Source organism: Vibrio sp. R10-SG3-ISO10 (assembly GCF_059834185.1).
Genome location: NZ_JCBDHG010000020.1, coordinates 361,166 through 375,076, shown reverse-complemented (window position 1 = coordinate 375,076; position 13,911 = coordinate 361,166). Strand labels below are relative to the sequence as shown.

Here is a 13,911-nt window from a genome sequence, read left to right as displayed (position 1 = left end):
GTGTTATAAAAGATAGCCAACCTGTTGCAAAAATGTACCGTAATGGTTAGTTAATTGTTAAGCATCAGCTAATATAGCTGGCGCTAATATTACTGCTAAAAACAGGTTGTTTCAAAAGGTTTATAGCCAGAGTTCGCTTTGATTTGTATCAAGTTTTGTACGGCATTTTTGACCAAAAAACCATCACATTGATCTGCATCAACAGTTTGAAGGGTGTTTTGTTACGAAGGGGTTATTGGTGACAGGCCATTAAGTATTTATGCAAAACAAGCAGTTAACAAGTCACTCAATTGCGCTACCTATTAAGTAGTAAGTAAATTACATTAGTGTGATATAGATCACCAAAAGAAAAAGCCAGCTTCTGTGAGCTGGCTACTGAAAACTTATTTTTCAATTCCGAAATGAAGATACGCGCGATCCGTGGCAATTCTTCCGCGCGGTGTTCGTTGCAGGTAGCCTTGCTGGATCAGGTAAGGTTCAAGAACATCTTCAATAGTATCTTTTTCCTCACCGATTGCAGCCGCCATGTTGTCCAAGCCGACAGGGCCGCCACCAAACTTCTCCATAATCGCCAGAAGTAGCTTTCTATCCATATAATCGAAGCCTTGCGCATCGACATCCAGCATATTAAGTGCTTTGTCTGCGACCTCCGCGCAGATGTGACCGTTACCTTTCACTTCTGCATAGTCACGAACTCGTCGTAATAGGCGGTTGGCGATTCGCGGTGTCCCACGGGCACGTCTTGCCACTTCCAGCGCTCCCTCAGACTCCATCGATAGACCTAAGCAGTCAGCACTACGCTGAACAATGTTTTGCAGATCTGGGATTTTGTAGTATTCCAAACGCTGAGTAATACCGAAGCGATCGCGCAGTGGTGAAGTTAACGAGCCTGCGCGCGTCGTAGCACCAATCAGAGTAAATGGCGGTAAATCGATTTTTATGGAGCGAGCCGCCGGACCTTCACCAATCATGATATCAAGCTGGTAATCTTCCATCGCCGGATAAAGTACCTCTTCAACCATAGGGCTGAGTCGGTGGATCTCGTCAATGAAAAGAACATCATTCTCTTCGAGGTTGGTTAACAGCGCCGCCAGATCGCCCGCTTTTTCAAGTACTGGGCCAGAGGTCGTACGAATATTCACGTCCATCTCGTTGGCAACAATATTAGCTAATGTTGTTTTACCCAAACCAGGAGGACCAAATATCAATAAGTGATCGAGTGCTTCATTACGTAGCTGCGCTGCTTTAATGAAGATCTCCATCTGATCACGAACATGATCTTGGCCTTTGTAGTCTTCAAGTTTCTTCGGACGTATCGCACGATCGATAACATCCTCTTCTTTATACACCGTGTTATCTGGTGCGATTAATCGATCCGCTTCAATCATTGTTCAAGCCTTTTCTATACCATCGACTTCAGCGCTTCACGAATAAGCTGCTCACTGCTCATCTCGTCCGTCTTCACCTGTGAAACCACTTTAGATGCCTGAGTCGGCTTATAGCCTAATGCAAGTAGCGCACTGATCGCTTCTTCCTCTGCATTTGACTGAGCGGGTTGCGGCGCTGAGTCTACAGGAGCAGCATCAGTAAACGGAGTAAATAGGTCACCCGCGCTCCAACGTTTTAGCCTGTCCTTCATTTCGACCACAAGGCGCTCTGCTGTTTTCTTACCCACACCTGGCAGTTTAACTAGTGTCGAAACATCTTCACGCTCAACACTGGCGACAAATTGACTCGCTGTCATACCCGAAAGAATCGCTAGACCGAGCTTAGGACCGACGCCATTGGCCTTAATCACTTCACGGAACAACGCTCGCTCTTTAACGGTATTGAAACCATACAGTAACTGGGCATCTTCTCGGACAACAAAATGAGTATAGATGATCGCTTCTTCACCGATACTCGGTAGCTCATAGAAGCAGCTCATCGGCATTTGCACTTCGTAGCCAATGCCATTAACTTCAATCAGTAGTTCAGGAGGTTGTTTCTCGATAAGAATGCCGCGCAGACGTCCAATCACGGTAGTTACTCTTTGGAAATGAATTTGCGACAGGATAATAAAGAACTGGATAGACATCCAGTCCTTTATGATTTAGAGCTAGATTTTTGAGACAACTTGATCAAGTTGCGAAGTTAAGGTTCTTACCGCATCCACCTGCGAGGTCAATTGCGCACCATTTTGCGCTACGTTCTCGGAAATTGTTTTCGTTTCAACCACACCATTCGCCACTTCACTGCTCGCTTGGTCGAGCTCTTTCAGGGCCATCATTTGATTGGACATGATATTGGCCAGTCCGTTGACGTCTTGTGAGATGGCAGATACTTCGGCAATCATAGACTTCATTTTCACCGCACTTGAATTGACGACATCCTGTCCGTGTTTGACTTCCTGCTCGCTGCGATCGAGCAAGTTTCTAATCTCTATCGCCGACTGGCTACTTTTGGCAGAGAGGTCACGCACTTGCTCGGCCACTACAGCGAAGCCACGACCTTGCTCCCCTGCCCTCGCCGCTTCGATCGCAGCATTGAGCGCCAGTAGGTTAGTTTGTTCAGCGACAGAGGTGATCAAATCGGCCACTTTCATGATCTCTTCATGGCTACCAATAATTTGGCTGATGGCTGAGGTAGAGTCTTCAAGCAACTGCGAACTGGTCTCCGCTTGCTGGTGAACCGCGTCACTGCGCTCTCTAAGTTCATCAACAAAACGGGTTGAACCTTCAATTCCTTCGGCAAGCTGATGAACTTGCTGACTCATCTGCTCTGCCGCACTGGCCTGAGATTCACAATTGATGTTCAGGTTCGAGACCTGATCATCTAGCGTCAACGACTGAGATTCCAGTGTTTGCGACACATCTTTCAGCTGTATTGAGTTTTGATTGGCTTGCTCTAGAACATGAGAAAGATTCTGTTCGCCAAGTGTTGCCTTCTCAGCAATCGCTTCACTATCACTTTTTGCTCGCTCTGCGATTTCAATCGCTTTATCTCTTTGCTTGGCGGTGAACGCCTGAGCAATACAGATAACCACTAACGGCAATACCGTCCCGGACCAGATTTCAACGCGTTGCGCAGATTCAGATAACTCTAATACCGGAAACGAGTTACCAGAGACATGCATAAAGGTCATGATGGCGGAACACAAGATAACCGTCACACTCCAACTGATGGCTACCATTCGCGTACCAGATAAGAAGAACGCCACCACAAGTAAGGGAACCCAGTAAGTTTGGGTTGACTCTACAACACCGCCGCTTTGGTAAATGATATTAAGGGCATGCACCGACATACCAATAAAACCGAGGTTGAGCGCAACAATAGGGTTCTTCAACAGTTTTAAGCAAGCCGCTGCCGCCAGTTCAAAGCCAATCAACAGTACTGATGTCATGATTAAGCTTTCATGTCCGTGCTTAGACCATTTAAGCAGGCTATACACGCCGACGAGAAAGGCGATGAAAGTAAATAGAGAGAGGGTATCCGCCTGACGTTGTTGATTTTTCGTCCATTGAGGTTGAGCGGGCATACAGAGTTGCCGCCATACGTTGACAGGGTTCATGTTCAATCTTCCTTGATTGATATCTTGTTAGACCTCTGACCACTATATTAATGCAACATTTTTATAACAAACCCAGTAATCAGATCTGTTTTATATGTCTCAGTTTTGCACCAATAGGAAGTAAATAGTGTGGAATGGTTAACGGTAACGTCCACGTCTCGCGCTGGTCGCTTTGCCAGCTAAAGCAACCAAGGTTTTGTTGGTGTTGGCGTGACAGATCGCGACACCAAGGGCATCGGCCGCGTCAGCTTGAGGCTTAGATGGGAGTTTAAGCATATGTTGAACCATATGCTGCACTTGCTCTTTATCCGCCGCACCTGTACCAACCACGGCTTGCTTAATCAGACGCGCTGCATACTCGTAAACCGGCAAATCAGCATTCACCGCGGCTACAATTGCGCTGCCGCGAGCTTGACCAAGTTTGAGCGCAGAGTCTGCATTTCGTGCCATAAAGACCTGCTCTATAGCAAATACGTCAGGTTGAAACTGAGTAATGATCTCTGATATACCCGCGTAGATTTGCTTAAGGCGACCGGGTAGCTCTTTTTCGGAGGTACGAATACAGCCGCTACCAAGATATTGTAGATGGCGACCCGTTTGACGAATCACACCATAGCCTGTGATACGAGAACCCGGGTCAATACCAAGTATGATTGACATTGTTTTCTTTATTATCGCGTTAATCTAGCTCGACATCTTAATCTAGCTAAGACGCTATAGCGAGGTAATTATCGCTCGGCTAGACAATCCCGATTCTAATCCTACTTCTAATACTTGGGTCGGTTCATGAACCAGTTTTTCCCCTGTCCAGTAATCGTACCAATAGACAGGGAAATTGGCAGTTAACGTGACTTCTCTGGCGGTACTTTGATAATTGAACAAACAGTGGAGGTCATTTCTCTCAGTCAGTTGAAGAAAAGCATGATGAAGATTCAACGCCGTGAATCTTGCGGCCTCCTGATTATGCCTATGTCGAATGGTCAGTTTAGCCAGCGTTTTTTTAGCGAATGGCGTGAGTTCCGGTAGCGGATCACCAGAAAGTAACAAGCCACCACTCGCCAACAGCGCATCTCGATGGAACTCGTAATACTTCCTCTCGGTTGCCTGATTGGCTAAAGAGACAAACGTCGCGCAGTCTGGATCGATTTGCCAAAGTTTTCGATGCTGCCAACTGCGGTAAAACGTCTCTTTTGCTATTTGTTCAAACCTTGTCGCGCAGCGTTCTACGTCATCAGACACTCGCATAGCATCCACCAGCCCCAACGATGGCCACATTGGCGCATTGCATCCAAGTAGTAATGCATCCCCCGCCCCTTCAATAATGGCTTGCATGCCTAAACGATAGGCTTCGACACCTGTGACGCCGGACTGACTACGAACCCCTTTCAACGTTCCCCAGTAGTTAGCGTCAAGCTTAAACATTTCGACGCCCCACTCTTCACGCATGGTACGGACGACACGCGTTAGGTGTTCTTGGACTTGTAGATTAGTGGTATCAAGAATGTACCATGGTGTACAGCGCCAACCTGCATAAGTGACATCTTCGGCTTTGAGCAATCTTCCATCTTCATGACGAACAAACCAATCGGGATGATTGCGGAAAATCTCAGACTCAGGTTGGGCAATAAAAGGCGCAAGCCAAATAGCAGGCTTTTTACCATTTGAGCAGATTTCTCTGAGGACAGATTTGATACCAGAAGGGAATTTGTCCGATGGCGTTAACCAGTCTCCCATAAATGCTTGGTATCCATCATCAAGCAGGACGTAGTCAAACGGCTTCAGATGCTCGCGCATTTGTTCAACATTGGCGTGTATATTTTGCTCAGTCACTTCAGCGTAGTAGGCATACCATGAGCACCATCCTAGAGGCGAATCTTGTGTCACGCCTTTGCGGATCGGATGCTGCTCCTTTATCAAACGACTGTATTGTAGATATAGCTCAGATAAAGACTCTCCTCTTAAAACCACAACGGATTCTAAACGATTCGTTGACCAATCTTGAGGTGAGGTTTGTTCCCCATCTATGTAAGCATTGATCTTAACTCGGCCATCCTCATCGCTCACAGTGAAATACCCGGCAAAACGATGACAAGAGGTAAAGCCAAACAGTGCATAGCCTAACGAGTCTTCTACCGCTAGGTAATTGTAATAACGTTTAGGAGCTTTAGAAGCGTAGAGTCGATAGCTAGAGCTATTGTCTGGGCAGCGACCAATATCAACTGGATCTTCGTAAGTACCAGTGGTTTGAGCCAGCATTTGAAAACCATCACCTAGCAAGGTGGCGCGACGTTCAAAATCAAAATCTGTCTGAAAAAGTAGAAACTGATCATCGACGGGATCATTGGATAAACCCCGATAAGTAAAGGTTACCTGATTATCGATAGCTTCAGCACTAAGATCGCTGTTGGGAATAGTAAGGATTCGCTCTTGGGCTAGGTGCAGGTGTTGCGACATATCACGCTCTGCTTTGTCGTTATTTTTCTCAATTAGAGCATTGGTATAATTCGATGTCTATTTGGTCATCAACGCATAACGTAACGGCGATCACGTTTCTATCATCCTTGGAGGCGAGACAACCCAATTTTTCTCATTAAGTGAAAAACGAAAAAACCCTCCAACTCCGGAGGGCGAAAAGGCAGTGGATTATGCGTTAAGCGTCCTGCTTATAAAAGCCCACCGAAGTGGGCTACAAACGTAGAGGTGAAGAGAATCTTAGAATGCGTAAGCCAGTTTTAGGAATGACTCAATGTCACCTTTCTCAAGGCCTACACCAGTTACTGAATTGTAACCTTCATCAGACACGTGGTATGCAATATCAACCAGCGCAGTAAAGTTAGAAGTGAACGCGTAAGAGCCACCGAAGTTAACCGCTTCGCGCGTATCTTCAACAGACACGTAGCCAGCCGCTAGGTATAGAGCGTCAAGCGTGTAGCCAACTGACGTGTTGTACAGCTTAACTTTCTTACCGTCAGCAAACTCTTCTTCAGCAAACGTAGCGCCAATACCTACTGCACCTAGGTTTACCGAACCGTTGATTAGGTACAGCTTATCAGTTGAACCCTCTTTTTCATCGTTATCTTCATAACCAAGGTTAACCATAAACGTTTCGTTTTCGTAACCTAGGTAACCATTGTAACCACCTTGACGATCGTTACCTTCATAGTTACGGTCACCGTAGTAAGAGATACCGTATTTAACGCCTTCTTTGTCGCCTTCAAATTTTACAACTTGACGTGCGTCAGACGCATCAGATGGAGACCATAGGAACTCGATAGTTTTGTCCGCTGCACCGTCGACTGCATCTAGCGCTGTGTCGTTTGCGTAACCAATAGACGCTACACCAGCACCCGTTTTGTAGCCAACCCAAGTATCAGTGATAGTGAACGTTGAATCAGACGTACCGTAGTCGTCTTCAATGTCAAACTCACCACCAAACTTACCAACAATGTTGCCGTTTTCGTAGTCAGCGAAAATATCAAAACCCGTTACGCCACCATTGTAGAGTTCTTCCTCTTTCTGCTGTTCAATGTTGTTTACCGCACCGTTTTCTTTACGGTCTTCTTGGTAGTAGCCACCAATAGCGAACTCACCTGACACAGTGAACTGGTCACCTGAAAGTGCTTCTGCCGCAACTGCTGAACCGGCTACAAGAGATAGTGCTACTGCTAGTGCTGTCTTTTTCATTTCTTTGTTCCTATAGATTTTTATTTATGAGCGTCAAATGCCATCTGCACGCTCTGCAAACAAAAACTATTGGCGCTAGTAATGATTCACAAATGAATCAATAAAAAAGCCGCTCTGCGATTGTGATTAAGGGTAAATAAAAAAGCTAAATCCACCTAAGTTGCAGCAGTAGAGGCCAATTAAAATAAGGCGTTACTGAGTATTCAGGCAATAAGTCGACAAGCGTAGTTGTGCGAAAAGAGGTCATGTATAAAGTTCAAAACCTAAACGAAAAATTTGCGCTATAGGTGCATACAGGCACACATTTTTAGCTTTCTATGCCTAAACTTAAGGGTGAGATGTTACTTGGACATATCAGGTGAAAAGAGACAAATCGAGCAAACTCATCCTTCTTATCTGTTGGCTTTGGTGTAGCCTCTCCTTCGCAGCGCCATTGAAAGTCGCACAAGACTTATGGCCTCCTTATGTAATGAACTCTGCCCTCGGCAGTGGTATTGCTCATGACTTAGTGACTGAAGGATTGATTTCTGCTGGCTTTGAAGTGGATTACTCGGTTAAACCTTGGACACGAGTTCTTAAAGAAACTATCAATGGTAAAAATGATGTAATCATCGCGATCTGGAAAACTGATCAGAGATCTAGGGATTACATTTTTACTGATATGTACATGCACAACAGAATGGCGGTCGTTTCACGCCAAGAAGCTAATTTCGAGTTTTCCTCTCTCCATAGCTTGGCGGGAATTCGCGTTGCGATGATCGATAACTATGCTTACGGAGCAAAGCTTGTAGATTACCAAGAACTAATTCCAGTTAGCTCTATTCATTTACCCAATAGTATTCGCCTTATCCTGACGGATAGAGCAGATGTCTTAGTCACCGACGAAGCCGTTGGTCGCTGGACGATTAAAGAAATGAGAGTAGATGCTTCGAAACTGAGTTTCAGTCCAGTCTATCTCGATACGACCCCACTCTATGCAGCCGTGAGAAAAAGCCACCCTCAAGCACAACAGATCGTCGCGGCGCTCAATGCTTACTTCAAAAATCATGGTAAACAGAAGCTTGAAGCACTTAAAATTAAGTATGGCCTCTCAGAAAATTGAAGCTCATTTCAATAGGCAAAAAAATACCAGCCGCTTGGCTGGTATTTTTAGTTCTAGTGTCGATTATGCCACTTCGATAGGGCCACCGAACGACGTCACTGGCGGAACTTTACCAGTGAACTTCTCGAAGTTCACGATACACGTGTTTGCCGATGTCGCCTGTGCTAGCTCTGAAGAACCGATGTCTTGAGTTAGCGTGTTTGGATCGCCGTAAGTACAGATTGCGCCCTCTTTCTCGTTTAGAGGACCATACCATGCACCTTCCTCGATACGGATAACACCGCGAGGGTAGCTGTCAGTCACCACTGCACCTGCTAGAAGCTGACCACGGTCATTGAAGACGCGCACTAGGTCACCATCTTTGATGCCCTTCGCTTTCGCATCCACAGGGTTGATGTATACAGGTTCACGACCTTGTACTGCGTACGTTGCGCGGAACTCTTCAGATTCACACATCTGAGAGTGCAGACGCTTATCCGGGTGACAAGATTGTAGCCAGTACGGGTGTTTGTCTGAACCTGGACCACCATGCGAACGCTCTGATTTCTCGAACCACATTGGGTGCTCTTGACAGTGTTCGTAACCGTAACGGCCGATCTTACGAGAAGTGATCTCGATGAAGCCCGACGGCGTGCCTAGAGCGTTGATTTCTGGGTCTTTACGGAAGTCAGCATGACGTACCCAAGGTTTGCCTTGACCGAAGTCTAGTACGCTTTTCTCCCAGAACTCAGCAAATTCAGGCATCTCAAACTTGCCTTCGTTGGCTTTCTTACAATCGTTATACAGGCTTTCGATCCATTCCATCTCGCTCATACCACGAGTGTACTCGTCACGACGACCAAAGCGTTGAGTTAACTCACTCATGATCTGGAAGTCTGGCTTAGATTGGAACAATGGATCCACAAGGCGATGCATCGCGATCAAACCTTTGCTTGAGTACGAACCGTATACGTCGATGTCGTTACGTTCCCACTGAGTACAAGCAGGCAGTACGATGTCTGAGAAACGACACGTTGCAGTCCAAGCAAACTCAACAGTCACAACCGTTTGAAGTTTCTTGAATGCTTTCTTCATGCGGTTACGATCTTGGTGGTGGTGCCAAGGGTTGTTACCTGAGATAACCATCATCTTAAAGTCAGGCAGTTTAACTTTACCACCGTTGTAACGGATCTCTTTACCCGGTTCCAATAGACAGTCGATCCAGCGCGCTACAGGAATAGTGCGGCTATAACCGTTAAAGTCATTGTTGTCCCATTTAGGCTTCATGCCCGTATCTAGGTTACGAGGGAAACCACCAGGACCTGCAAAGCCCGTTGAAGGAACACCGATACTTGAGTAGTGGTGACCGTAAGAAATACCACCGCCAGGTAGACCAATTTGACCAACCATTGCAGCGACCACAGCACCTGCCCAGTATGGCTGTTCACCATGCTCTTGGCGTTGGATACACCAGCCCATTAGGATCTGAGTACGGCCGCTTACAAGCATACGTGCAAACTCACGAATCTTGTCCGCTTTCACGCCACAGATTTCCGCAGCCCATTCAGGTGTTTTCACCACTTTATCTTTGGTTTCGCCCTGAACGTACTGAATGAACTCATCAAAACCTAGACAGTAAGTGTCGATAAACTTCTTGTCGTAAAGGTCTTCGTTGTAAAGAACGTGTGCAACAGCCAGCATGAAGGCAACGTCTGTCATTGGGTTAATGTACAGATGGTCATTCTCTAGGTAACGCTGAGTCTTGTTCTTCACTGGGTCAACAGAAAGGACGTTGATCTCGCCTTTTGCTACTTTCTCTTTTAGTTGAGCTAAGTAGTCAAATGACTCGTGAGTTTCACAGTTCCAACCTACTTGCAGGTTCTTCACTGGGTCATTTGCCCAAAGAATGATGTTGTCTGCATTTTCTAGAATTTCAGACCAAGAAGTACCTTGTGCGTATACTTCTGTTGAACCAAGTACATATGGCAGAATCGTTTGACCAGCACCTGTCGAGTAGTCACCTACTTTAGTGATGAAGTTACCGTGCATACCAACCGCGCGCTGCATGTGCGCAGTACAGTTGTTGAAAGCACCAGTTTGGTTCCAACCCGTTTGACCTGCATGCAGTGCCCAAGGACCGTAGTCTTTTTGCACACGCTCTAGTTCACGGTAGAACAGATCTAATGCTTCATCCCAAGTAACACGGATGAAACGGTTGTCACCACGTGTCTCTGCGCTGTATTTATGTTTCTTCAGCCAATCTAGACGCACCATAGGGTAACGTACACGTGATGGGCTGTAGATAATACCTTTGATGCCGTTCAGCATCTCTGTTGGGTTTTTATCTGTTTCTAGCGGTTTGATTTCTTGAACTTTACCCGCGTAGATGTGGGCGCGGAATGCGCCCCAGTGTGAACCAGTTACCTTCCAAGTCCCTGTCGTTTCCGCAGCGCTTGCAGAAGCAGATGCTAATAAGCTTGGACCGATGACTGATGCTGCGCTCGTTGTCGCTACACCTTTTAGAAAACTTCTTCGTGTAATAGCCATTTCAAATACTCCGTCTGACGCTTATTAGTGGTGGCCTTCAGCATAATCTGAAGAGTGCTTCTGTAGGTACTTCAAGATCAGTGCTTCACTATCTGTATCTAGGTTAACGAACGCAAGCATACCGTCGAACATACCTGGCCAAGTGTTCGCATCGAAGTGCGCTTCATCTGGTTGGGTGTGACATACAGAACAGTTTGTCTTATACGCTTCTTTCGATTTTTCCCAAACTGGAGTGATGTCGTTCAACATTGACTCTTTCTTCAGCCATACTGTTGCTGCCACTTTCTCCCATGGAAGACCTGTCAGCTCATCCACTTTCTTCTCGCCAGTCGTCACAATGCTATCGTCTGTTGATGCTTCTTTAAGAAGAGACGCAACAGCAATGTTTTTACCAAAGTCTTCTTGGATTACACGACCAAAGCCTTTTGCTTTGCGCCAGCCGTCAATTTCGATTGAAACAAATTCGCCTTTCTCTTCCAGTACTTTTACTGAAGAAGCTGGATTTAGAAGACCGGCTTCTTTTTGACCTTCAGCGTCAAAGTAAATAGGTAGGTGACGCACGCTCACTAGTGTTTGGCCTGCCGCATAGCTAGTGTTAGAAGCTAGGGATTCTAGATCGCCAACGATACCACCAATACTATCCATACCAGCAGGCAGTTTGTGGGCAATACCTTTGTGACAGTCAACACAGCTCTGATCTTTTTCTGCCGCTTGCTTCATCTGGATACGAGCCGTTGGAGACATTTGCTCGAAGTCCATCGATTCATAGTTGTGACAGTTTTTACACTCTAGGGATTTGTTTGCTGAGAAACGATCCCATTCATGTTTAGCAAGCTCGATACGACGCTCTTCAAACACACCTGGTTCATCATAGTTACCAAATACTTGTGCGAATACTTCTTTAGAAGCCTGCATCTTACGTGCAATTTTGTCTGTCCAGTTATGAGGAACGTGACAGTCAGGACAAGTCGCGCGCACACCAGAGTGGTTTTTCCAGTGAACGGTTTCTTGTAGCTCAACGTATACATTGTCACGCATGGTGTGACAGCTGATACAGAACTCTTCAGTATTTGTTGCTTCTAGTGCAGTGTTGAAACCACCCCAGAAGATAACACCCGCGATAAAGCCGCCCATCGTCAGCACACCTAGGCTGATATGAACCGCTGGGCGCGTCATGGTGCGCCACAGTTTAACAATCAATGATTTCATGGTTTGCTCTCTTAAAATTTTTATAAAAATGTGGAATTGAGCTCAATGGCTTACATGCCATGGGCGCCAGGTGGTCCCATTACGAATACTTGAAGCATCCATACTAGGAATCCGTAGCCACCTACGAATGCCACACTTAAAACTGGGAAGAGAACAACCGCGATGAAGAGGAATGACTTCCACTCCAGAGAGCGTTTTTCACCACTCTCGATTTTGTTAACATCACTCATACATTTGCCTATTTTGTATCTAGTGTTTTTGGTTAGCTCTTGTCATCGAGCCAATTATTTTTCTATCTCTAAGAAGAAATGTTAGACCATACTAATCGTAGGGTTCAATCAAATCCGCCCTTTCGAGCCTTGTTATTCAACACTTTTTTGAGCTCATCCAGAGATGTGTTTGATCGTGTTTTTATATATAAATTTGCCACTAAATATGATTAATTATTAACAGAAACAAGCCGGTAAAAATCAACCACCTTACGCAACATTTCAATGACAAAAGGAAACATCTACCACTTTAGAGGCACACATATTACGTGGTAATTCTAGTTCAAATGTAACCAATTTGTTACAACTTGAAGCAATTTAGTCAGTCATGCTCGGCCTTCGAGATGGGGTGACTGAACAACAAATTCGCGTACAATATGCGGTGTTCGTGAGGGGGGATATATGGATAGTGTGGTAGATATTTCTTGGTCAGTATTGGCACTGTTTTTTAGTCTACTCGTTATACCGCTGCTAATAAGCCAACACTACAAACTCAAGATCGGCAACGAAATCATTGCAAGTGTCGCTCGAATGACACTGCAATTGCTGATGGTCGGTTTCTATCTGCAATTCCTTTTTCAATTGAATAGCTTAGCCATCAATGCACTTTGGCTGTTGTTAATGACATTGATCGGTGCCAGCGCTATTGTCGGTAAAGCTAGATTGCCCAAGAAAGCCCTGTTGCTGCCAGTCACAATCGCCTTAATCGCAGGGCTATTCCCTATGCTTACGATTATCTCAGTGCTTGTGATTCAGCCACAGCCTCTATACAGCGCTCAATATATAATCCCGCTGGCCGGGATGCTGCTGGGCAACTCTATGAGTGGCAATATCGTCGCACTGCAGAACGTATTTACCGCTTTAGATGAGAGAAAAAGTGAATACGAGGCCGCTATCTCACTCGGAGCCTCTCCTAAATATGCCACGCTACCTTTTGTGCAGGATGCAATGCGACGTTCACTCGCCCCGACTCTAGCCACAATGAGCACAACGGGATTAGTTACCTTACCAGGCATGATGACGGGACAAATTTTAGGCGGAGCAAGCCCACTAGTCGCTATCAAATATCAGATTCTGATTATGGTGGCTATTCTGGTGATGATGTCTCTCTCTGTCATGCTCTCTTTACAACTGACAATCACGAAATGCATTAATAGCGAAGGAAGAGTGCTGGTTAAGATCAAAGCAAACGAATGATCTTTAAGCGTCGATCCGCCACCCACAAGATCTTATCCACAGATTCTGTGGATAACCGTGGTGATACCTAGGAAACAACTGGTCTAGCCAGAGTTCAAGTAAAATCTCGATAAAAATTTTCTTTGCATTCATACGCATATAATTTAATTCGAATAGCGTAATAAAACTGTCATTCAAAGCGTCTAGGTTCAAACTAGCTAACCTAAGGAGGGCGTTATGCTAAACCTAACCAAGACTCATTGTGCGGATGTTGCAGAGATAGAACTGAGCAACGCCCAAGATTGGCTGATCGACGAACCAGAGCAGATAGTCGCGATAGAAGAGATTTTTAGTGCTGAAGTGGATAGCTGGCATTAAAAAGGCCCACGTCTAGT

General features: G+C 45.6%; 12 protein-coding genes. 3 read left to right on the top strand and 9 right to left on the bottom strand.

Going from position 1 to position 13,911, the window contains the following annotated elements; all coding sequences use genetic code 11:
* Positions 1-383 precede the first annotated feature (383 nt).
* From ruvB to AC6R16_RS11665, 6 genes are all read right to left on the bottom strand, one after another.
* Entirely contained in the window at positions 384-1,388 is a 1,005-nt protein-coding gene (ruvB, locus tag AC6R16_RS11690; protein ID WP_171322695.1) for a Holliday junction branch migration DNA helicase RuvB, read from the bottom strand.
* 14 nt (positions 1,389-1,402) lie between these two features.
* Positions 1,403-2,020 (bottom strand): Holliday junction branch migration protein RuvA, encoded by a 618-nt coding sequence (gene ruvA / locus AC6R16_RS11685; RefSeq protein WP_500674455.1) that lies wholly within the window; start codon positions 2,018-2,020, stop codon positions 1,403-1,405.
* Positions 2,021-2,098: 78 nt separating this feature from the next.
* Positions 2,099-3,550 carry a methyl-accepting chemotaxis protein gene (locus AC6R16_RS11680; protein ID WP_500640793.1) on the bottom strand — a complete coding sequence of 484 codons (1,452 nt, stop codon included), beginning with the start codon at positions 3,548-3,550 and terminating at the stop codon, positions 2,099-2,101.
* A 138-nt stretch (positions 3,551-3,688) separates the two neighbouring features.
* Positions 3,689-4,210, bottom strand: coding sequence for a crossover junction endodeoxyribonuclease RuvC (ruvC, locus tag AC6R16_RS11675; RefSeq protein ID WP_500674454.1), 522 nt, complete (start codon positions 4,208-4,210; stop codon positions 3,689-3,691).
* Positions 4,211-4,264: 54 nt separating this feature from the next.
* On the bottom strand, positions 4,265-6,004 hold the full coding sequence (locus AC6R16_RS11670) for a glycoside hydrolase family 36 protein (protein WP_500674453.1): 1,740 nt from the start codon (positions 6,002-6,004) through the stop codon (positions 4,265-4,267).
* 258 nt (positions 6,005-6,262) lie between these two features.
* A complete protein-coding gene (locus tag AC6R16_RS11665) occupies positions 6,263-7,234 on the bottom strand; it encodes a porin (RefSeq protein WP_500674452.1) in 972 nt (323 codons plus the stop codon).
* Between the two features lie 358 nt (positions 7,235-7,592).
* On the opposite strand from AC6R16_RS11665, the gene AC6R16_RS11660 reads away from it, so the two are divergent.
* Complete coding sequence (locus AC6R16_RS11660; protein WP_500674451.1) at positions 7,593-8,336, top strand: substrate-binding periplasmic protein; 744 nt, start codon at positions 7,593-7,595, stop codon at positions 8,334-8,336.
* Between the two features lie 63 nt (positions 8,337-8,399).
* Here AC6R16_RS11660 and torA read toward each other — a convergent pair whose 3' ends face one another.
* Genes torA through torE form a run of 3 tightly spaced genes read right to left on the bottom strand, consistent with a single transcriptional unit; the run spans position 8,400 to position 12,301 of the window.
* On the bottom strand, positions 8,400-10,862 hold the full coding sequence (gene torA, locus AC6R16_RS11655) for a trimethylamine-N-oxide reductase TorA (RefSeq protein ID WP_500674450.1): 2,463 nt from the start codon (positions 10,860-10,862) through the stop codon (positions 8,400-8,402).
* A 24-nt stretch (positions 10,863-10,886) separates the two neighbouring features.
* A complete protein-coding gene (gene torC / locus AC6R16_RS11650) occupies positions 10,887-12,071 on the bottom strand; it encodes a pentaheme c-type cytochrome TorC (RefSeq protein WP_272786751.1) in 1,185 nt (394 codons plus the stop codon).
* Between the two features lie 50 nt (positions 12,072-12,121).
* Positions 12,122-12,301, bottom strand: a complete 180-nt coding sequence (torE, locus tag AC6R16_RS11645; protein WP_004744302.1) for a trimethylamine N-oxide reductase system protein TorE — start codon at positions 12,299-12,301, stop codon at positions 12,122-12,124.
* 441 nt (positions 12,302-12,742) lie between these two features.
* Between torE and AC6R16_RS11640 the strand changes: the two genes are divergently transcribed.
* Positions 12,743-13,537, top strand: coding sequence for an ABC transporter permease (locus tag AC6R16_RS11640; RefSeq protein WP_500674449.1), 795 nt, complete (start codon positions 12,743-12,745; stop codon positions 13,535-13,537).
* Between the two features lie 216 nt (positions 13,538-13,753).
* Positions 13,754-13,894 (top strand): hypothetical protein, encoded by a 141-nt coding sequence (locus AC6R16_RS11635; protein WP_239855279.1) that lies wholly within the window; start codon positions 13,754-13,756, stop codon positions 13,892-13,894.
* The last annotated feature ends 17 nt before the right edge of the window (positions 13,895-13,911 follow it).

Bases quoted from the DNA above. Each gene is read 5' to 3' on its own strand.
- ruvB (WP_171322695.1), bottom strand. From the start codon at position 1,388: ATGATTGAAGCGGATCGATTAATCGCACCAGATAACACGGTGTATAAA.
- AC6R16_RS11680 (WP_500640793.1), bottom strand. From the start codon at position 3,550: ATGAACCCTGTCAACGTATGGCGGCAACTCTGTATGCCCGCTCAACCT.
- ruvC (WP_500674454.1), bottom strand. From the start codon at position 4,210: ATGTCAATCATACTTGGTATTGACCCGGGTTCTCGTATCACAGGCTAT.
- AC6R16_RS11670 (WP_500674453.1), bottom strand. From the start codon at position 6,004: ATGTCGCAACACCTGCACCTAGCCCAAGAGCGAATCCTTACTATTCCC.
- AC6R16_RS11665 (WP_500674452.1), bottom strand. From the start codon at position 7,234: ATGAAAAAGACAGCACTAGCAGTAGCACTATCTCTTGTAGCCGGTTCA.
- torA (WP_500674450.1), bottom strand. From the start codon at position 10,862: ATGGCTATTACACGAAGAAGTTTTCTAAAAGGTGTAGCGACAACGAGC.
- torC (WP_272786751.1), bottom strand. From the start codon at position 12,071: ATGAAATCATTGATTGTTAAACTGTGGCGCACCATGACGCGCCCAGCG.
- torE (WP_004744302.1), bottom strand. From the start codon at position 12,301: ATGAGTGATGTTAACAAAATCGAGAGTGGTGAAAAACGCTCTCTGGAG.
- AC6R16_RS11640 (WP_500674449.1), top strand. From the start codon at position 12,743: ATGGATAGTGTGGTAGATATTTCTTGGTCAGTATTGGCACTGTTTTTT.
- AC6R16_RS11635 (WP_239855279.1), top strand. From the start codon at position 13,754: ATGCTAAACCTAACCAAGACTCATTGTGCGGATGTTGCAGAGATAGAA.